This is a genomic window from Thiobacillus sp. SCUT-2, from assembly GCF_035621355.1.
Taxonomy (GTDB): Bacteria; Pseudomonadota; Gammaproteobacteria; order Burkholderiales; family Thiobacillaceae; genus Thiobacillus; species Thiobacillus sedimenti.
Window position 1 is genome coordinate 947,199 of the sequence record NZ_CP141769.1, and the last position, 20,271, is coordinate 967,469.

General features: G+C 65.3%; 14 protein-coding genes. 5 read left to right on the forward strand and 9 right to left on the reverse strand.

What is annotated here, in order from left to right; all coding sequences use genetic code 11:
* Positions 1-41: 41 nt before the first annotated feature.
* The 3 genes from acnA to lysS all read right to left on the reverse strand — a co-directional run bounded on the left by acnA (position 42) and on the right by lysS (position 4,839).
* Positions 42-2,846 carry an aconitate hydratase gene (acnA, locus tag VA613_RS04625; RefSeq protein WP_324780688.1) on the reverse strand — a complete coding sequence of 935 codons (2,805 nt, stop codon included), beginning with the start codon at positions 2,844-2,846 and terminating at the stop codon, positions 42-44.
* A gap of 96 nt (positions 2,847-2,942) precedes the next feature.
* Entirely contained in the window at positions 2,943-3,293 is a 351-nt protein-coding gene (locus tag VA613_RS04630) for a DUF3147 family protein (RefSeq protein ID WP_324780689.1), read from the reverse strand.
* A 40-nt stretch (positions 3,294-3,333) separates the two neighbouring features.
* Positions 3,334-4,839, reverse strand: a complete 1,506-nt coding sequence (lysS, locus tag VA613_RS04635; RefSeq protein WP_324780690.1) for a lysine--tRNA ligase — start codon at positions 4,837-4,839, stop codon at positions 3,334-3,336.
* A 341-nt stretch (positions 4,840-5,180) separates the two neighbouring features.
* Between lysS and recQ the strand changes: the two genes are divergently transcribed.
* From recQ to VA613_RS04650, 3 genes are all read left to right on the forward strand, one after another.
* Complete coding sequence (gene recQ, locus VA613_RS04640) at positions 5,181-6,977, forward strand: DNA helicase RecQ (RefSeq protein WP_324780691.1); 1,797 nt, start codon at positions 5,181-5,183, stop codon at positions 6,975-6,977.
* A gap of 240 nt (positions 6,978-7,217) precedes the next feature.
* The gene (locus tag VA613_RS04645) at positions 7,218-9,377 is read left to right on the forward strand and encodes a GNAT family N-acetyltransferase (protein ID WP_324780692.1); all 2,160 of its coding nucleotides are present in this window, start codon (positions 7,218-7,220) and stop codon (positions 9,375-9,377) included.
* Positions 9,370-9,861, forward strand: a complete 492-nt coding sequence (locus VA613_RS04650) for a hypothetical protein (protein ID WP_324780693.1) — start codon at positions 9,370-9,372, stop codon at positions 9,859-9,861. The genes VA613_RS04645 and VA613_RS04650 overlap by 8 nt, the downstream gene beginning before the upstream one ends.
* A 228-nt stretch (positions 9,862-10,089) precedes the next feature.
* Here VA613_RS04650 and pepN read toward each other — a convergent pair whose 3' ends face one another.
* The 3 genes from pepN to VA613_RS04665 all read right to left on the reverse strand — a co-directional run bounded on the left by pepN (position 10,090) and on the right by VA613_RS04665 (position 15,320).
* Positions 10,090-12,855, reverse strand: coding sequence for an aminopeptidase N (gene pepN, locus VA613_RS04655; protein ID WP_324780694.1), 2,766 nt, complete (start codon positions 12,853-12,855; stop codon positions 10,090-10,092).
* 64 nt (positions 12,856-12,919) lie between these two features.
* Positions 12,920-14,024, reverse strand: a protein-coding gene (prfB, locus tag VA613_RS04660; RefSeq protein ID WP_407702866.1) for a peptide chain release factor 2 whose coding sequence is annotated in 2 segments (ribosomal slippage) — positions 12,920-13,942 and positions 13,944-14,024 — 1,104 coding nt in all. Because the reading frame shifts where the segments join, the coding sequence is not laid out codon by codon here.
* Positions 14,025-14,039: 15 nt separating this feature from the next.
* Entirely contained in the window at positions 14,040-15,320 is a 1,281-nt protein-coding gene (locus VA613_RS04665; protein ID WP_324780695.1) for an MgtC/SapB family protein, read from the reverse strand.
* 220 nt (positions 15,321-15,540) lie between these two features.
* Between VA613_RS04665 and VA613_RS04670 the strand changes: the two genes are divergently transcribed.
* Both VA613_RS04670 and VA613_RS04675 read left to right on the forward strand, forming a co-directional pair.
* Positions 15,541-16,590, forward strand: a complete 1,050-nt coding sequence (locus VA613_RS04670; RefSeq protein WP_324780696.1) for a c-type cytochrome — start codon at positions 15,541-15,543, stop codon at positions 16,588-16,590.
* Entirely contained in the window at positions 16,587-17,060 is a 474-nt protein-coding gene (locus tag VA613_RS04675; protein WP_324780697.1) for a DUF302 domain-containing protein, read from the forward strand. Before VA613_RS04670 ends, VA613_RS04675 begins: the two co-directional genes overlap by 4 nt.
* 16 nt (positions 17,061-17,076) lie before the next feature.
* Here VA613_RS04675 and VA613_RS04680 read toward each other — a convergent pair whose 3' ends face one another.
* Genes VA613_RS04680 through VA613_RS04690 form a run of 3 tightly spaced genes read right to left on the reverse strand, consistent with a single transcriptional unit; the run spans position 17,077 to position 20,160 of the window.
* Positions 17,077-18,612 (reverse strand): DHA2 family efflux MFS transporter permease subunit, encoded by a 1,536-nt coding sequence (locus tag VA613_RS04680; protein WP_324780698.1) that lies wholly within the window; start codon positions 18,610-18,612, stop codon positions 17,077-17,079.
* Between the two features lie 19 nt (positions 18,613-18,631).
* Entirely contained in the window at positions 18,632-19,705 is a 1,074-nt protein-coding gene (locus tag VA613_RS04685) for an HlyD family secretion protein (RefSeq protein ID WP_324780699.1), read from the reverse strand.
* The gene (locus VA613_RS04690; protein ID WP_324780700.1) at positions 19,702-20,160 is read right to left on the reverse strand and encodes a MarR family winged helix-turn-helix transcriptional regulator; all 459 of its coding nucleotides are present in this window, start codon (positions 20,158-20,160) and stop codon (positions 19,702-19,704) included. Before VA613_RS04690 ends, VA613_RS04685 begins: the two co-directional genes overlap by 4 nt.
* Between the last annotated feature and the right edge of the window lie 111 nt (positions 20,161-20,271).

Consider the following 20,271-nt stretch of genomic DNA (forward strand, 5'->3'; position numbering starts at 1 on the left):
GGGCGCGTGTCCCGAGCGGGCAGAATCTGCCCGGCTGAGGCTTATCCGAGCAGCTGCTCGAGCACGAAGGGCAGGATGCCGCCCTTGTTGTAGTACTCGACCTCGATCGGCGTGTCGATGCGCAGCTTCACCGCCACGCGCTCGGTTCTTCCATCCGCGCGGTGGATCACCAGGGTCACGTCCTGCTGCGGCGTGATGCCGTGCTCGATGCCTTCGAGGTCGAAGGTCTCGGAGCCATCCAGCTTGAGCGTGGCCGCGTCGACGCCGTCCTTGAACTGGCAGGGCAGCACGCCCATGCCGGCGAGGTTGGCGCGGTGGATGCGCTCGAAGCTCTTCGCCACCACGGCCTTCACGCCGAGCAGGTTGGTGCCCTTGGCCGCCCAGTCGCGCGAGGAGCCGGTGCCGTATTCCTCGCCGGCGAAGATCATCAGCGGCATGCCTTCGGCCTGGTACGCCATGGCAGCGTCGTAGATCGGCTGCTGCGCGCCGCCCTTCAGCGTGATGCCGCCTTCGGAGCCGGGGATCATCAGGTTCTTGATGCGCACGTTGGCGAAGGTGCCGCGCATCATGACTTCGTGGTTGCCGCGGCGCGCGCCGTAGCTGTTGAAGTCGGCCTTCGCGACGCGGTGCTCGGTGAGATAGAGGCCGGCCGGCGACGTCGGCTTGATGCCGCCGGCCGGGCTGATGTGGTCGGTGGTCACGGAATCGCCGAAGATCGCCAGCGCGCGCGCGCCCTTGATCGATGCGCTCGCTGCCTTGCTACCCGCGAAGAAGGGCGGCTCCTGGATGTAGGTGGAAGACGTGTCCCACTGGTATACCGCGCCGGCCGGGGCGGGCACCGCGTCCCACAGCGGGTTGTCGGCGCCGACGTCGGCGTAGATCTTGCGATAGGCGGCGGCGTCGGTGGCGGTGTTCATCACCGCGGCGATGTCTTCATTGCTGGGCCACAGGTCTTTCAGGTAGACCGGCTTGCCATCCTTGCCGGTGCCGAGGGCTTCCTTTTCGAAGTCGATGTCGACGCGCCCGGCGAGCGCGAAGGCCACCACCAGCGGCGGGCTCATCAGGAAGTTGGCCTTCACCGCCTGGTGCACGCGCGCCTCGAAGTTGCGGTTGCCGGAGAGCACCGAGGCGACCACCAGATCCTTGTCGGCGATGGTCTTCTCGATCTCGGGCTTCAAGGGGCCGGAGTTGCCGATGCAGGTGGTGCAGCCGTAGCCCACCACGCTGAAGCCGACCTGTTCCAGCGCGTCCATCAGGCCGGCCTTCTTCAGGTATTCGGTCACTGCGCGCGAGCCGGGGCCGAGGCTGGTCTTCACGTGCGCCGGCGGCTTCAAGCCCGCGGCGGCGGCCTTCTTCGCGAGCAGGCCCGCGGCCAGCATGACGCCGGGGTTGGACGTATTGGTGCACGAGGTGATCGCGGCGATCACGACGTCGCCGTGGCCGAGGCTGCCCTTGCCGTTGCCGAAAACGGTGCTGGGCGAGGCCGCCACGTGGTCGGGGCTGGGATGGCTGTCGAGCATTTCCTCCTCGGAGGCGGGTACCGGTGCCGCTTCGTCCTGGCTGCCGCCGCCGGCGATGTCCATCACTTCGTGGCTTGCCGCCGGGAGCGCATGGCGCTGGCCGAGTTCGCCCGCCTTGCCGTAGCCGCCGTCGGCGACGGCCTTGTCCATCAGGCCCGCGAACGCCGATTTCAGCACCTTCAGCTCGATGCGGTCCTGCGGACGCTTGGGACCGGCGACGGAGGGCTCGACGGTGGCGAGGTCGAGCTCCAGCACCTGCGAGTAGTCGATGTCGCCGGCCTTGGGAATGCCGAAGAGATTCTGCGCCTGGTAGTAGGCGCGGATCGTGTCGACCTGCGCCTGGCTGCGGCCGGTGGCGGCGAAATACTGGCAGGTCGCCTCGTCGACCGGGAAGAAGCCCATCGTCGCGCCATACTCGGGCGCCATGTTGGCGATCGTGGCGCGGTCGGTCACCGACATCGCGGCGGCGCCCTCGCCAAAGAATTCGACGAACTTGCCGACCACCTTGGCGCGGCGCAGCATCTCGGTGATCGTCAGCACGACGTCGGTGGCGGTGACGCCAGGTTTGGCATGGCCCTTGAGGTTCACGCCGACGACGTCGGGCGTGAGGAAATACACGGGCTGGCCCAGCATGGCGGCTTCGGCCTCGATGCCGCCGACACCCCAGGCGACGATGCCGAGGCCGTTGATCATGGTCGTGTGGCTGTCGGTGCCGACCAGCGTATCGGGGTAGGCCACGCCGTCCTTTTCCATCACGCCGCGCGCGAGGTATTCCATGTTGACCTGGTGCACGATGCCGACGCCGGGCGGCACGACCTTGAAGGTGTCGAAGGCCTGCATGCCCCACTTGAGGAACTGGTAACGCTCACGGTTCCGTTCGAACTCGATCTTCATGTTGAGGTCGAGCGCGCCCTGGTTGCCATAGGCGTCGACCTGGATCGAATGGTCGACCACCATGTCGACCGGCACCAGCGGCTCGATCTTCTTCGGGTCGCGGCCGGCCTTCTGCGCCGCGGAACGCATCGCGGCGAGGTCGGCCAGCAGCGGCACGCCGGTGAAGTCCTGCAGGATCACGCGCGCGACGGTGAAGGGGATCTCCTCGGTGCGCTCGGCGTTGGGCTTCCAGCCGGCGAGCTGCTTCACGTGCGCCTCGGTCACCTTCACGCCGTCGCAATTCCTCAGCACCGACTCCAGCACGACGCGGATCGACACCGGCAGGCGTGCGACGGAGGCGCCCAGTGCGGCCTCGAGTTTCTTCAGCGAGGCGAAGCGGTGCGTGCCGCTTGCCGTGGAAAAGGAATCGGTGGTGTTGAAGGCGTCGGTCATGGTCGTTTGACTCGTAGAGAAGAGGGCGTGTGAAACGGGCGAAAGGCCGGATTTTACCGGAAGCGCGCCGCCTCGCGCGAAGCGCTGCAGACGCTGCTACAGCTTGATGCCGAATGCGGCAAGCAGCCGAACCGCACCGAGATAGGCCAGCGCGGTGGCAGCGCTCGACAGGGCGAGGCTGGCCCAGAAGCCAATGCCGAGGCGCAGCAGCACCGGCAGCACGACGAGCAGGACCAGGGACGGCAGCACCAGCCAGAAGATGCTGCCCGACAGCGCAGCGATCTTCTGCACGTCGCCGGTGTCGAGATAGAGCCAGACGAAGGCGAGCACCGAGGTGAGCGGCAGCGAGGCCAGCGCGGCCGCCCAGAACGTGCTGCGCTTGGCGATCTCGGCGACCGCGACGATGATCAGCGCCGACAGCCCGACCTTGAGCGCGTATTGCCCCATGGTCTTCGGCTCAGCCCGCGCGCCGCATTGGCGGGCTGTCCTAGGCTTCCCGCCGCATTTGCGGGAAGAGGATGACGTCGCGGATGCTCGGGGAGTCGGTCAGCAGCATCACCAGGCGGTCGATGCCGATGCCGCAGCCGCCGGTGGGCGGCAGGCCGTGCTCGAGCGCGCGGATGAAGTCGGCGTCGTAGTGCATCGCCTCCTCGTCGCCGGCCTCCTTCGCGCGCACCTGCTCCATGAAGCGCTCGGCCTGGTCCTCGGCGTCGTTGAGCTCGGAGAAGCCGTTCGCCATCTCGCGCCCGGTGATGAAGAGCTCGAAGCGCTCGGTGATGTCGGGCTGGGTGTCGGAGCGGCGCGCCAGCGGCGACACCTCGGCCGGGTAGTCGATGATGAAGGTCGGCTGGATCAGCTGCGCCTCGGTCGTCTCCTCGAAGAAGGTCAGCTGCAGGCCGCCGATGCCGTCGTGCTCGCGGTACTTGGCCTTCATCGCCTTGAACTGGGCGACCAGCCAGTCGCGGTCGTTGAGCTGCTCGACCGTGTATTCGGGGTGGTACTTGCGGATCGCCTCGACGATGGTGAGGCGGTCGAACGGCTTGCCGAGCTCGACGGTGTGGCCCTGATAGTTCACGGTCGTCGAGCCGGTCGCGGCGACCGCGGTGTGGCGGATCAGCGCCTCGGTGAAGTCCATGAGATACCGGTATTCGCGGTAGGCCTCGTAGAACTCCATCATGGTGAACTCGGGGTTGTGCCGCGTCGAGAGGCCTTCGTTGCGGAAGTTGCGGTTGATCTCGAACACCTTCTCGAAGCCGCCGACGACCAGGCGCTTGAGGTAGAGCTCGGGCGCGATGCGCAGGAACAGCTCCATGTCGAGCGCGTTGTGGTGGGTGATGAAGGGCTTGGCCGCCGCGCCGCCGGGGATCGGGTGCATCATCGGCGTCTCGACTTCGAGGAAGCCGTGGCCGGTCATGAACTCGCGGATCGACTGGATGATCTTCGAGCGGCGCACGAAGGTCTCGCGCGCGTCTTCGCTGGTGATGAGGTCGAGGTAGCGCTGGCGGTATTTCTGCTCCTGGTCGGCGAGCCCGTGGAATTTCTCCGGCAGCGGGCGCAGCGCCTTGGACAGCAGGCGGATCGATTTGGCCTGGATCGTCAGTTCGCCCTTGTTGGTCTTGAACAGCGTGCCGGTCACGCCGAGGAAGTCGCCGAGGTCCCAGTGCTTGAAGGCGTCGTGCGCATCAGTGCCGGTGAGGTCGTTCGAGACGTAGACCTGGATGCGGCCGCTCATGTCCTGCAGCGTGGCGAAGCTCGCCTTGCCCATCACGCGCTTCAGCATCATGCGGCCGGCGAGCCGCACCTGCACGCCCTCGGCTTCCAGCGCTTCCTTGGATTTGTCGCCGTGGTCGCTTGCGAGCTTGCCGGCGTAGTCGTGGCGCTCGAAGTCGTTGGGGAAGGCGACGCCCGCCTCGCGGATCGCGGCGAGCTTGGCGCGGCGCTCGGCGATGATCTGGTTCTCGTCGAGGGCAGGAGCGTTGGTTTCGGTGTTCATTGTCAGGATGGCAAAAGGGCAGGGGCCGGACACGGCCGGCAAACATTCAGTCAGGGCGCGGCAGGGTCCGGGCGGGCGGAAATTCCTGCAAAACCTCGGGCTGGCTCAAGGAAACGCGCAAAAACGTGACAAAATTATATCCGATCCAAGCCCATGATTTCCCGGCCTTAGGAGACCCTGAACAAGTCCTTCGACAGGCTCAGGCTGCGTCGTGAGCCTGTCGAAGGACGAACGGCATGTCGTTGATTCCGTTCGTGGTGAGCTTGTCGAACCATGAGCGGAATCAAGCTGTTCAGATACTCCCATATACGCCGGAATTCCCCACGCCCCGCCCGATTCCCATGTCCGACACGCCCCTAAAACTGCTGAATCGCGTCTTCGGCTACCCCGCCTTCCGCGGCCAGCAGCAGGCCATCATCGAGCAGGTCGCGGGCGGCGGCGACGCGCTGGTGCTGATGCCGACCGGCGGCGGCAAGTCGCTGTGCTACCAGATCCCGGCGCTCTTGCGCGAGGGGTGCGCGGTCGTGGTGTCGCCGCTGATCGCGCTGATGCACGACCAGGTCGCGGCGCTGCAGGAACTCGGCATCGCCGCGGCCTACCTGAATTCCAGCCTCGACGGCGCTGCCGCGATGCAGGTCGAGCGCGAGTTCGTGACCGGCCAGCTGAAGCTGCTGTACGTGGCGCCGGAACGCTTGCTGACGCCGCGCTTCCAGAGCCTGCTGGAGCAGGCGCGGCTCGCGCTCTTTGCAATTGACGAGGCGCACTGCGTCTCGCAGTGGGGGCACGATTTCCGTCCCGAGTATCTCGGCCTGTCAGCGCTGCACGAGCGCTTCCCCGAAGTGCCGCGCATCGCGCTCACGGCCACTGCCGACGCCGCCACGCGCGCCGAGATCGTCGAACGGCTCGACCTGCACGAAGCGCAAGTCTTTGCCGCCAGCTTCGACCGCCCCAACATCCGCTACCGCATCAGCGAGAAATCCGACCCGCGCCGCCAGCTGCTCGCCTTCCTCGACGAACACGCCGGCGAGGCCGGCATCGTCTACTGCAGCACGCGCAAGAAAGTGGAAGAAACCGCCGAGGCGCTCGTCCAGGCCGGCTACACCGCGCTGGCGTATCACGGCGGCATGGACAACGACACGCGCCGCCGCCACCAGGAGCGGTTCCTGCGCGAGGACGGCGTCATCATGGTCGCCACGCTCGCGTTCGGCATGGGCATCGACAAGCCCGATGTGCGCTTCGTCGCCCACCTCGACCTGCCGCGCTCGGTCGAGGGCTACTACCAGGAAACCGGCCGCGCCGGCCGCGACGGCGAGCCCGCCGAGGCGTGGATGGCGTGGGGCCTGCAGGACGTCGTGACGCAAAGACGTTTTATCGACGAGGGCGAGGCCGAGGACACGCACAAGCGCATCGGCCACGCCAAGCTCGACGCCCTGGTCGGCCTGTGCGAAGCCGCCAGCTGCCGCCGCGTCGCGCTCTTGAGCTACTTCGGCGAAGCCAGCCAGCCCTGCGGCAACTGCGACGTCTGCCTCAACCCGCCCACGCTGTGGGACGGCACCGAGGCCGCGCAGAAGCTGTTGAGCACGGTCTACCGCACCGGCCAGCGCTTCGGCGCCGGCCACGTCATCGACGTGCTGCTCGGCAAGACCACCGAGAAAATCGACCGCTTCGGCCACAACCAGCTGAGCGTGTTCGGCATCGGCGCCAGCCAGAGCGACAAGGTCTGGCGTGCCGTGCTGCGCCAGCTCGTGGTGCGCGGCCTGCTGGAGGTCGATCACACCGCCTACGGCGCACTCAAGCTCACCCAGGCCGCCAAGCCCGTGCTGAAGGGCGAGGAAACCGTCATGCTGCGCGCCATCGAAGCGCGGCCGGCGCGCAAGAAATCGCGCCTCGCCCCCAGCTCCGGCGCCGGCGTCCACGACGACGAAGATCCCTTGTTCCTGTCCCTGCGCGCCTGGCGCCGCGAAACCGCCAACGAAAAGGGCGTGCCTGCCTACGTCATCCTGCACGACGCCACCCTGCGCGAGATCGCTGCGCGCCGTCCTGCCACGCTGGCGGAGCTGGGCGAAATTCCCGGGCTGGGTGCGAAGAAACTGGAGGCCTACGGCGAGGACGTGCTGGGGGTGGTGGCGGAGGGGTGAGCCGTATGTTCGATCGTCTTGTCCGGCGGATTGTTTTTGATGGCCGTTATTCGGCCAAAGCTGCCGCCGGTAATCGGTCCTCGGGGCGGCTGCTATGGATTACGTACAGGACATTTACCACTGTCGTAACGGGGAGGTCCGCTTTACCCGGTCTCATTGGCTAAGATCGACACCAATTAGAGATGTTTACAATCAGCAGCCTGTAATGGCCCCAAAAGAAGATGCCACGGGAGCAGCTTGATGACAAAAGCAGCGAATTCTTTCCATATCTTGAGCCGATTCGGCCAGACACAAGTCTACCTTGATCATGTGCGCAGGGCGGCTGATACACACAAAGAAGAGCTTGGCTTTTTGCCTGGCAAGGTTTACGACGAGTTTGCGCGCAAGGAATGTCTCTACGTGTTGGTGGCGGACACACCCCAAGGCTCGAAGTACGCGGGGCACTTGATTTTTAGTCAGTCGTATCCGACCGCCAAGGTCATCCAGATGTACACGGACCCTGGTTTCAGACGAAACGGAGCGGCCACAACTTTACTAAATCGGTTTAAAGCCGAGTTGACCGATGCAGGGTTTACATCGATATATGCCGGTGTCGCAGAAGACCTAGCCACAGCAAACGCCTTTTGGGAGCGACAACAATTTCATGTTCAAAGAATCAAGAAGGGGGGTGAATCTCGCAAGCGGGTCATCCTTCATCGTTGCCACGAACTAGACTCACCTCAGTTGTTTCCACGAAGTGGCCTCAACAAACACAATCCTCTCGGCCTCCAACCTCCTAAAGTCGGTAGCGATCTCCTCTTTCTGCTGGATTTAAATGTCGTTTTTGACCTTGCCGGACCTCGCCGCGCTCGTCACGAAAAGGCGGTTGGCCTTTTTCAGGCGGAGCGCTCGAACCTTTGTAGATTGGCAATTAGCGATGAGTTGAGAACGGAGTTAAAGGAGACAGCGACACCCGGAAAGATCGACCCCATGGAGGGGTTCATAGATATTCTCCCCGAGGTGCCGCTTCGGAAGTATGACCCCCTTGAGCCTCTATTGGCTGAACTACACGCTCTAGTGTTCCCTGAAAAAGAAAAGTTGTCGAGAAATGACAAATCCGACCTTCGACATATCGCGACTGCGGTCCAGCATGGCCTTGCAGGACTGATCACAAACGACGAATCCGTGCTTTCTGCAGCTCGGTCAATCAAGGATAAGTATGGCATCGAGCTAATTTCTCCCGATGCGTTCATGGCGGCCCGAATAGAGCCTCAAACAAACACGTTTGAAGGCCATGAAGACTTCGAATTGAGGCTCCACCATGTGGATAATGAGCACTCCGAGGCAATCCACGCCCTCTTGAAGGTGCAAGGAGTGCCTACATCACAGGTCACAACAGCATGGCTGCCCACGGGGTTGAACACCTTGGTTGCAACGCGTTTCGGTGTGTGGGCCACTAATGAGCTGGTGGGATATATCACCTGGTCTAATGCCTTGGCGACTGCAACGGTTCTTGCGCGCATGGCTGTCAACACCAAGCATGCTGCTGCTGCAGACGCTGCACGAATAATGCTCACATTCTTAATTGACCGCTTGCCGGCGGAGACCTCAGCGGCGCGTATTGATCTTGAGCTTCCTGGGTCACAGCCAGCAGTGCGAGAGGCCGCAATCAAGCTAGGGTTTAGAGGTGCTTCAGGGCAAGAAGGTCTATACAAGGTTGCCTTGGGCGGAGTCTTGACAGCTCATACTTGGGCGGTTCACCGGGAGCGACTTGAGCGTAACAACGGTGTCAGATTGCCAGATCAGATTCCGCATTTTCATGGACCCGACCAGCAGATTGCTGTAATTGGCTCCGACGGTGATCAACGGTTTATTACGCTAGATGATCTTGAGTCGTTACTTGCACCGGCTCTCTTTTGCTTACCCGGGAGACCGGCAGTGATTACCCCCATCCGGCGAGGCTATGCGGAGCCGTTGCTGGGCCATTCGGCACAAACATCCTTTCTGCCATCACCTAGAGCAACTCTTTTTCGTGATCGTCACTACATTTGTGCGCCAACCAGTCTCCGGCACTTTAAGCGTGGAACGTTGATGTTTTTCTATGAGTCCACTCGCAATGGGGGGCGCGCTGCTTTGGTCGCCATGGCTCGTGTTCGTCAAGCATATCTCAAGCACTGCAACGATCTCGGGGATGAAGATTTTGAGCAATCGGTGCTCAATGGAAAAACTATCAAGATAGTGGGAAAGTCAGTGCTCAAAACTGTGACCGTATTCGACAATATTTTCGTGCTGTCTCGTGCAGTACCGCTTAAGACACTTGTCAGTCTGGGATGTGGTTCGGCAACGAATTTGCTCACGACAAAACCCATATCATTTGTACAGACGCAGGCCATCTTGCAGGAAGCATTCAGCAATGACTGAGGTAGAAAATATCCTGATCTCGCTTGACCATCGCCATGCGCATAACATCTACGCTGGAACAAAAAAAGTTGAGCTGAGGCGCCGAGCACTTCATGTTAACGCTGGCGATATCGTCTGGATTTACGAAAAGGTCCCTGTCGGATCCATCACGGGCAGCGCAAGCATTACGGCGGTCCACATCAAATCTCCTGCCAAGCTATGGCGTCAGTTTGGTGCGGTGTCTGGGCTGTCAAAGGCCGAGTTTTTCGAGTATTTCGCTGGGCAGGGAACAGCATGTGCGCTAGAACTATCTGGGGCGCACAGGATTCCGAAACCATTGTCACTGGCGGCACTTAGAGCTGCCATCAGCAATTTTCAACCGCCGCAGTTCTTCCTTCGTCTTCAGACTAAGCAACCAATTTTGGCCGCGCTGCAGACGGCTAACGCTGATACCAAAAGAATTTTGCATCCGTGCATTCAACCCCAAACGTGTGCCATTGCATAGGTTTATGCGTCCTATCACCCGCCCTCTGCGAGCACCTGCCAAGACCAACAGTGATCGCTGGGAACAGCTAGTTTCGTTCGACGAAGAGTTGTTTATGGGAGCGCGATACTCTAGGAGGGGAGCAATAGGAGACAGATCATGGTTTCTAAAGACGGTGGTTGATCGCTTAGGTCGAGAGCCAGCCGTTCACCTTATGCTGGCATACAGGCAAGATAGCCTCTGCTGCGCTTAAGCCTTCAGCGCATTCCCCACCACTTCTGCCACGTCCTTCGCCAGTCCCTCGATCGCCGCAATGCGTTCCAGCGCGGCGCGCGCGTGGGCCTGTCGGCCGGCGTCGAATTGGCGCCAGCGGTCGAAGCTGCGCGCGATGCGCGAGGCGACCTGCGGGTTGATCGCCTGCAATTCGCTGATGACGTCGGCGGCCAGCGCGTAGCCGCTGCCGTCGGCGGCGTGGAAGTGGCGCGGGTTGGCGCCGCAAAAGCCGCGGATCAGGGCGTAGACGCGGTTGGGGTTCTTGAGATCGAACGCCGGATGCTGCATCAGCGCGCGCACGTGCGCGGCGGTGCCGGGCAGGCGCGAGGTGGCCTGCACAGAGAACCACTTGTCGATGACCAGGGCTTCGTTCCGCCAGGGCGCGTAGAAGTCGGCGAGCGCCGTTTCTCTCTCGGGCAGGTCGAGGTTGGCGAGCGTGGCCAACGCGGCTATTTCGTCGGTCATGTTGCCGCCGGGCGCCAACTGGGCGGTGAGGCGTGGCACGACCGAGGCTTTCAGATAGTCGGCCTCGCTTTCGGCCAGATAGCCGAGGCAGGCGTTGCGCAGCGCGCGCTGGCCGACCTGTGAACCGTCGGGTGCATAGGCTTCGCTCGGGGCCAGTGCGTTCCACACGGTTTCGAATTTATCGCGCAGGCGGGCGGCGAGGTGGCGGCGCAGGCTGACGCGTGCCGCGTGGATGGCTTCGGGGTCGATGGTGCCGCCTTGCGCAACAACGGCTTCGGCGAGCACGGCTTCGGCGGGCAGGTTGAGTGCCTCGGCGGCGAGCGCGGGGTCGCCATTCAGGCCGTCGTCGAGCACGCGGCCGCAGGCGGCGACGAAGGCATCGGGGATCCAGTCGCTGCCAAGCGCGTTTCCCTCTCCCCGGCCCTCTCCCGCTTGCGGGAGAGGGGGACGCGGTAACGCTGCGCGTTGTTGCGCATTAACGCCGGCGAGCAGGACGCGCGTCGCCAGGCGCTGGCCGGCTTCCCAGCGGTTGAAGGCGTCGGAATCGTGTGCCATCAGGTGCGCAAGCTCGGCGTCGGTCTGCTCGAATTCGAGCTGCACCGGCGCGGAGAAGTCGCGCAGCAACGAGGCGACGGGGGCGTCGGGGACATCTTCGAAGACGAAGGTCTGCGTGGGCTCGGTCAGCGACAGCACGCGCGTGGTGCCGGCGGCTTCGGCCTCGCCGGCGAGTTTCAGCGGCGCGTCATGACCATTTGGCAGCACCAGCCCGAGCGCGACGGGAATGTGCAGCGTGCCTTCGACAACCGGCTGTCCCGACTCGGCCAGCCGCTTCTCGTAGGCGGTCGGGGCGAGGGTTTGCGTGAGCGTCAGCGTGTAGCGTTTCGTCGCGGCGTCGTACGTGCCGGATGCAGTCAAACGCGGCGTGCCGGCGCGCGCGTACCAGCGGCGGAACTGCGTGAGGTCGACGCCGGAGGCGTCCTGCATCGCCGCGACGAAATCCTCGCAGGTGACCGCCTGGCCGTCGTGGCGCTGGAAGTACAGATCCATGCCGCGGCGGAAGCCGTCGCGCCCGAGCAGGGTGTGGATCATGCGGATGACTTCCGCGCCCTTGTTGTAGACGGTGGCGGTGTAGAAGTTGTTGATCTCGGCGTAGGAGGCCGGCCGGATCGGATGCGCCATCGGGCCAGCGTCCTCGGGAAACTGGCCGACGCGCAGCGCGCGCACTTCCTGGATGCGGGTGACCGCGCGCGAATGCGTGTCGGCGCCGAATTCCTGGTCGCGGAACACCGTCAGGCCTTCCTTCAGCGACAGCTGGAACCAGTCGCGGCAGGTGACGCGGTTGCCGGTCCAGTTGTGGAAATACTCGTGCGCCACCACGCGGTCGATGCCCTGGTAGTCGGCGTCGGTCGCGGTGTCGGGGCGCGCCAGCACGTATTTGGTGTTGAAGATGTTGAGGCCCTTGTTCTCCATCGCCCCCATGTTGAAGTCGCCGACGGCGACGATCATGTACTGGTCGAGGTCGTATTCGAGGCCGAAGCGCTGTTCGTCCCAGCGCATGGCTTTTTTCAGCGCCGCCATCGCGTGGCCGCACTGGTCGAGCTTGCCCGGCTCGACGTAGACCGCCAGCCGAACCTTGTGTCCCGAGGCGGTGAGGAATTCGTCTTCCAGCACGTCGAGCTTCGCCGCGACGAGGGCGAACAGGTAGCAGGGCTTGGCGTAGGGATCGTCCCAGCGCGCCCAGTGCCGCGTCGCGTCGTCCGCGCAGACGCCCGCCGCCACCGGGTTGCCGTTCGACAGCAGGTGCGGGAAGCGCGCGCGATCGGCCTCGATCGTGCAGCTGAATCTCGCCATCACGTCCGGCCGGTCGGGGAAGAAGGTGATGCGGCGGAAGCCTTCCGCCTCGCACTGCGTGAAATAGCCGTCGCGCGAGCGGTACAGGCCCGAGAGGTGGGTGTTGCGGTCGGGGTCGATGCGCACGACGGTTTCCAGCACGCAGGCATCGGGGAGCGGGCCGGCGATCGTCAGCCGGTCGTCGGCGACCACGTAACGCGTCGCGTCGAGTGCGGCGCCGTCGAGCGTCACGCTCAGCAACTGCAGTGCTTCACCGTCGAGCACCAGGGGGGCGTCCGCCACCGCCGGATTGCGTGTGCAGGCAAGCCGCGCCCGCACCTCGGCGTGGCCGTCGTGGATCGCGACGTGCAGATCGACCGAGTTGACCCGCCAGGCGGGCGGCGTGTAGTCCTTCAGGTACAGCGTGACGGGCGTTTCGGTGCGCATCGGGTCTCCGGCGGCAGACTGGGGTGGGTCAATATCGCACCCGCCCGTCAGGCGGGCGCGGGGGTCACACGCCCTGCTTGAGGCTCGCCTCGATGAACTGGTCGAGGTCGCCGTCGAGCACTTTCTGCGTGTTCGACGCCTCGACGTTGGTGCGCAGGTCCTTGATGCGCGACTGGTCGAGCACGTAGCTGCGGATCTGGTGGCCCCAGCCGACGTCGGACTTGCCCGCCTCGAGCTTGTCCTGCTCGGCCTGGCGCTTGCGCAGCTCGGCTTCGTACAGGCGCGACTTCAGCATCGACATCGCCTCGGCCTTGTTCTTGTGCTGCGAACGGTCGTTCTGGCACTGCACCACGATGTTGGTCGGCAGGTGCGTGATGCGCACCGCGGAGTCGGTCTTGTTGATGTGCTGGCCGCCGGCGCCGGACGCGCGGTAGGTGTCGATGCGCAGGTCGGCCGGGTTGATGTCGACCTCGATCGAGTCGTCGACCTCGGGATAGACGAACACGCTGGCGAACGAGGTGTGACGGCCGCCCGAGGAGTCGAACGGCGACTTGCGCACCAGGCGGTGGACGCCGGTCTCGGTGCGCAGGTAGCCGTAGGCGTAGTCGCCCTCGATCTTGATGCTGGCCGACTTGATGCCGGCGACGTCGCCCTCGGATTCTTCCAGCAGTTCGGCCTTGAAGCCCTTGCGCTCGGCGTACTTCAGGTATTGCCGCAGCAGCATCGACGCCCAGTCGCACGCCTCGGTGCCGCCGGCGCCGGCCTGGATGTCGAGGAAGCAGTTCGACGGGTCGGCGGGGTTGTTGAACATGCGGCGGAACTCGAGCTGCGCGACGTCCTTCTCGATGTTCCCGAGGTCGTCGCGCACCGCGACGAGGGTGTCGTCGTCGTTCTCGGCGCGCGCCATCTCGAACAATTCCCCGGCGTCCTTGAGCCCGGCCGCGACGCGGTCGAGCACCAGCACCACGTCTTCGAGCGCCTTGCGCTCGCGGCCGAGCGCCTGCGCCTTTTCCGGATCGTTCCAGAAATCGGGCGCTTCGGAGAGGCGGATGACTTCTTCTAGGCGGTCTTTCCTGACAGGGTAGTCAAAGAAACCCCCTGAGCTGGCCGGCGCGCGCGCCGAGGTCGGCGAGTCGGGATTCGATCTGGTTGAGGCTTTCGGCTTCCATGGCTGTGCTCGATGACTAGGCGGAAAAACCGCGCATTATAGCCCACGCGACGAGCATCCCCAGCCCGGTCGCGCCGATGCCGGCGATCGCGTGGCGCGCCATGTTCCAGCCGCCGATGAAGAGGATGAGCGCGGACTTGAAGGCGAGGTTGGAGAAGAACGCGAGCGTGACGACGTTGACCACCACCGCCGATGACAGCTTGTCGAGATTGAACAGGCGCAGGCTCGACAGGGTGATGGGGTCGACGTCGGTCAGGCCCGACACCAGCGCGACCGCGTAGAGGCCGCGCGCGCCGAGCCAGTCGGACAGCCAGGCGGCGGCCAGCAGCACGATCGCATACATGAGCCCGAATCCCAGGGCCGTGCGCAGCTCCGTGGGGTTGGCCATCGCCAGTGCCGGCAGTTCGCCTTGCGGGCGCAGCTGCCGGACGCCGTAAGCGGCGGCCAGCACGCCGGCGACGAGGCCGCCTGCCAGCACCGGCAGCAGGTGGACGAGCACCGAGGGGGCCAGCACGGCCGCCAGCACCCCCAGCCGCACCAGCACGACCAGATTGGCCAGCACGACGACGATGACGGCGATCGAGGTCATCGTGGCGCTGGCGCGCGCATGGCGGCTGAAGGCGAGGGTGGTCGCGGTCGACGACACCACGCCGCCGAGCAGGCCTACGGTCACGGCGCCCCGCCGCTGGCCGACCAGCCGCAAGGCGGCGTAGCCGGCCAGGCCGACGCCGGCGATCAGCACCACGATCCACCAGATCTGGTAGGGGTTGAGCGCGCCGAAGGGGCCGTAGTCGCGATTCGGCAGCAGCGGCAGGATGATCAGCGAGAGCACGGCGAACTGCAGCACCGACAGCAGGTCGCGGCGCGACAGGTGCTGGCTCAGGCCGCGCAGCTCCGGCTTGAAATAGAGCAGCATCGTGCTGGCGATGCCGAGCATCACCGCGAGCTGGATTTCGTCGTGCCACACCAGCACGCCGAGGCCGTAGCACAGCATCAGCGCCGCCACCGTCGTCGTGCCGGGGTCGCCGTCCTGCGCCGGCGACTGGAGGTAGGCCGCGATCATCATCGCGCCGACCAGCAGGAGACCGACCGCGACCATCCACGTCTCGCCGAGCGCCGCCGCCAGATGGGCGGACAGCACGCCGAACAGCGCGGTCAGGGCGAAGGTGCGCAGGCCGGCCTTGGCCGCCGGGTTGCGTTCGCGCTCGAATCCCATCAGGAGCCCGATGGCCATTGCGACGACGTAGCGCGGCAAGGGGGCGAGTTCGGGCGGCAGCCAGGTGATCAGGTCGTTCATCGTGGGGGGCGTCGGGTGAGTGTGCGGGACAAGGGCGGGGCGCCTGCTGATTCGCGTCGACTGGTAAATCCTAACCTTGGCTCCCCCCGGCGTCCGTGCCAGTATTCTGGCATGCGCATCGTGCGCTCGCATGGCCGATTGCGAAAATCCGCTTCTAAAGTACATATTAATATGCCGATGTATTAATATGGTGTCTCACGCTGGTAAGAGGGGAACGCTCATGCTGATCCGTCTGATTGCAACCATCCTGCTCGGCGCGCTGGCGATGTCCGCCGCGTGGGGGGAACCGAACGGCGCCAAGCTGTACGCGCGCAACTGCGCGGCCTGCCACGGCGCCAGAGGCACGGGCAGCATCGGCGTGCCGCTGGCGCTGCCCTCGTTCCAGGCCACGATCACCGACGACTACCTGCGCAAGACGATCCACCTGGGCCGTCCGGGGCGCGTCATGCCGACTTTCTCCAACCTGAGCGACGACGAGATCGACGCGATCGTCCGCTACGTGCGCTCCTGGTACAGCGGACCCGTGGTGACCTATTCGAACGCGCCGGTCAAGGGCGATCCCGCGCGCGGCAAGAAGCTCTTCGCGCAGAATTGCGCCGCCTGCCACGGGGCGAACGGCGAGGGGGCGAAGGGGACGGGCGTGACCTTCTCGCGCCCGCGCGACCTGCCGATCATGGCGCCCGCGCTGCACAACCCGGGCTTCCTCGCCGCCGCCCCCGACGCGATGATCAAGGCCACGCTGATGAAGGGGCGCGAAGGCACGCCGATGCGCTCCTTCCTGAAGCAGGGGCTGAAGGAAAGGGACATCGACGACATCGTCAGCTACGTGCGCAGCTTCGAGAAGCAGCCGCTCGCCGGCTCCGCCCAGCTGCTGCAGGCCGAGAGCCCGGTGATCGTGCGCGACTCGCCCTACGACCTGAAGACGACGGTCGAGAACGTCAAGACGGCGGTCACCACCAACAACTTCTTCTACGGGCGCGTGCAGACGCTCGAATACGGGCTGACCCAGCCCGAGAACGAGAACCCGAAGCAGGTCATCGTCTATTTCTGCAACATCAGCCTGCTCAACCAGGCGCTCGGGGTCGACCCGCGCGTCGGCATGTTCCTGCCGTGCCGCATCACCATCCTCGAGAAGCCCGACGGCAAGGTGCAGGTGATGTCGGTCAATCCCAAGGTGCTGAGCCAGCTGTTCAACAATTCCGAGCTGAACGAGTTGTGCGAGCAGATGAAGCAGAACTACACCAAGATCATGGAGGAGGCGACGCTATGAAGACCCTGATCCAGAAGCTGGCGGCCGCCGCGTTCGGCCTGCTGGTCATGGCGGCCCCCGCCGGCGCCGACGGTCTCATCATGGCGCGCATGAACCAGCCTTTCCCGGAGGCGATGGCGCTGCTGCAGAGCGCGATTTCCGCGCGCGGCTACACGATCACGCGGCTGCAGCAGGTGAACGAGAACCTGGCGCGGCGCGAGTACAAGAGCGACATGTACCGGGTCGTCTATTTCGGCAAGTTCGACGAGGTGAGGCGCGTCACGGCCGCGCATCCGGAGCTGATTCCCTTCCTGCCGCTCAACATCACGATCTTCGCCGAGGGCGACCAGGCGCTGCTGGTGTCGAGCCACCCGCGGACGCTCGAGGACTTCTTCCCGGACCCGGCGCTGAAGCCGATCTTCGATCACTGGGAGGCGGACATCGACGCCATCATGGACGAGCTGCGCGAGGGGGACGGTTCGGGCTCCTGATCGCGCGCGCGGCCGCTCACTCGATCACGGCGCCGAGCGCCTCGTCCTGCGCCGGCGCGTGCTTCGCCGGCGCGCGCAGCAGCAATACGAGCGGGATGGCCGCCAGCGTGATCCACATCATGAAGCGGAAATCCTGCAGGTAGGCCAGCGACGCGGCCTGCCGGGTGACTTCGCCGTTGAGCATGGCCAGGCCCCCGGGCGTGGCGAGGGCGTAGGCACCCGATTCGACGGCCGCCTGCAGCGGCAGGCTGAAGGGCGTGAGGTAGGCCGCGAGCGCCGCGTGGTTCGTCTGCGTGTGCTGCGACAGGAAGCTGATCACGACCGAGATGCCGATGCTGCTGCCGAGGTTGCGCATCAGGCTGAACAGCGCGGTGCCCTCGTTGCGGAAATGCGGCGCGAGGGTGGCGAAGGTGATGGTGGAGAGCGGCACGAAGATGAAGCCGAGCCCCAGCCCCTGCGTGATGCCGGTCTGCACGATGTCCCAGCGCGTGACGTCGAGGCTGAAGTGCGTCATCTCCCACAGCGAGACGCTCACGATCACGAGCCCGGCGAAGATCATGTAGCGCGGGTCGACCCGGCCCGACAGCCTGCCGACGGTGATCATGGCGATCATCGTGCCGACGCCGCGCGGCGCCAGCACCAGGCCCACGTCGATCACGGGATAGTTCATCAGGTACTGCAGGTAGGGCGGCAGCAGCGCCATCGTCGCGAGCAGGATGACGCCGACGACGAAGATGAACAGCAGGCCGATGCTGAAGTTGCGGTCGTGGAACAGCCCCGGCTCGATGAAGGGCGCCGGATGGGTGAACATGTGGGCGACGAAAAGATAGAGAAAGAGGCCGGCCAGGATCGCCTCGGCGACGATTTCCGGGTTGGCGAACCAGTCGAGCGTCTCGCCGCGATCCAGCATCATCTGCAGCATGCCGAGCCCCAGCCCCAGCATGGCGAATCCCATCAGGTCGAAGCGGCGCGCGCGGTCGATGGGCGTTTCCTGGATGTAGGTCACCAGCCCCAGCCAGGCGAGCAGGCCGAACGGCAGGTTGATGTAGAAGACCCAGCGCCAGTTGTAGTACTCGGTCAGCCAGCCGCCCAGCGTCGGTCCCAGAATCGGCCCCACCATGACGCCGACGCCCCACATCGCCATCGCCTTGCCGTGCTGCTCGCGCGGAAAGGTGTCGAGCAGCACCGATTGCGAGAGCGGCACCAGGCTGGCGCCGAACACCCCCTGCAGCAGGCGGAACACGACGATCTCCGGCAGGCTCTGCGCGGCGCCGCACAGCATCGACGTCACCGTGAAGCCGATGACCGACCAGATGAAGATGCGCCTGCGGCCGAAGCGCGCCGCAAGGAAGCCGGTCAGCGGCATGAAGATGGCCGCGGCCACGATGTAGGACGTCAGCACCCAGGCGATCTGGTCCTGGGTGGCGCCCATCGACCCCTGCATGTGCGGCAGCGCGACGTTGGCGATCGTGGTGTCGAGCGCCTGCATGATCGTCGCCAGCATCACCGAGAGGGTGATGAAGCCGCGATGGGCGACGGCCGGGGCGGACACGGCGGGCCGCATGGCGGGCCTAGAGCGCGCGCCCCAGCAGGCTGCGGCGATGGCCGGTGTCGATCTCGACCTCGGTGCTCAGCCCCGCCCGCAGCGGCGGGGCGTCCGCGGGGCCGTCGAGCCGGATGCGCACGGGCACGCGCTGGATGATCTTGACCCAGTTGCCGGTGGCGTTCTGCGCCGGGATCACCGAGAACTCGGAGCCCGTGGCCGGGCTCAGGCTGTCGACGACGCCGTGCCAGGTCACGCCCGGGTAGGTGTCGACGCGCACCGAGACCGGCTGGCCCGGGCGCACGTAGGTCAGGTCGGTTTCGGGAAAGTTGGCTTCGATCCAGGCGTTGTGCGTCGCCACCAGCGCGGTGACCGCCGCGCCCGCGCTCACGTACTGGCCCGGCTTGGGCATCTTGCCCACCGTTCCCGCGAACGGGGCACGCACCTCGGCATGCGCGAGATCGAGCTTCGCCTGCTCGAGTTCGGCCTGGGCGGCGAGATAGGCGGGATGCCGCGTGACGTCGCCCTCGACGCGGCCGGCGAGGCTTTCGCCGATGCGCTTCAGATCCTGTTCCAGCGCGCCGATCTGCTGCACGGCAAGCGTGGTGTCCTGGCGGGCGTCGTCATAGCGCGCGTTGGAGATGAAGTGCCGGGCGACGAGGTCGGCCTCGCGCTGCTGGTTGCGGTGGGCGAACGCGAGCCGCGTGCGGGCGAGCGCGATCTCCGCCTGCTTTTCGCGGTAGCTCGCCTGCAGCGCCGCGAGGTCGGTGCGCACCTGGGCGAGCTTGGCCTCGTCCTTGGCCACCGCGACCTGGAAGGGCGCGGGGTCGAGACGGAACAGCACCTGTCCCGCCTGCACCGTCTGGTTCTCGTGAACGCGAACTTCGAGAATCGCGCCCGACACCTCGGCGCTCACCGGGACCTTGTCCGCCTTGACGTAGGCATTGTCGGTGGACACGTAGCGGCCGCCTGCCAGATAGAAGCCGAGCCCCACGACGGCGGCGACCAGCGGCACGCCGACGAGGAGGAGGCGCCGCAGGCGGCGGCGGTTCGGCGCGGGAACGGGGGCATCGGGCGTATCGGGCGTATCGGGCGGGCTCATTGGGAAATTTCCTTGGTCGGGCGACGCGGGAGGGCGGCGAGGTTCGCGCGCATCGTCTTCAGGGCGGCGAGCACGGCGTCGGCCTGCGGCTTGGCGATGCCGGCCAGCGCGTCGCGGCGGATGGACGCCGTAACGGCCTCGATGGCGGCAAGTTCGGCCGTCGCGGCCGGCTTGAGAAACAGCTGATAGGCGCGGCGGTCGGCGGGGTCGGGGCGCCGCTCGACCAGTCCGGCGTCGGCGAGCTGGTCGATCAGGCGCGCCAGCGAAATCGGCTGGATTTCGAGCATGTCGGCCAGCTCCACCTGGCGCAGGCCTTCGTTGCGCGAGACGTAGATCAGCGCGCGCGCCTGCGCCAGCGTGAGCGCGCTGCCCTCCAGCCGCTGGCTGAAGGCCTGCCGCATCAGGCGCGAAACGTCGGCAAGCAGGAACCCCAGGCTCTCCTGTCGTGAACTCATATGCATTAAATATAATAAGGTAGGCTTATTATATGGGCGACCTGTCCCGACATCAATGCCACCGATGCTCGGACCCGGGCGGCTGGCTATCGTTCAGTGGAGCGTAGCGGG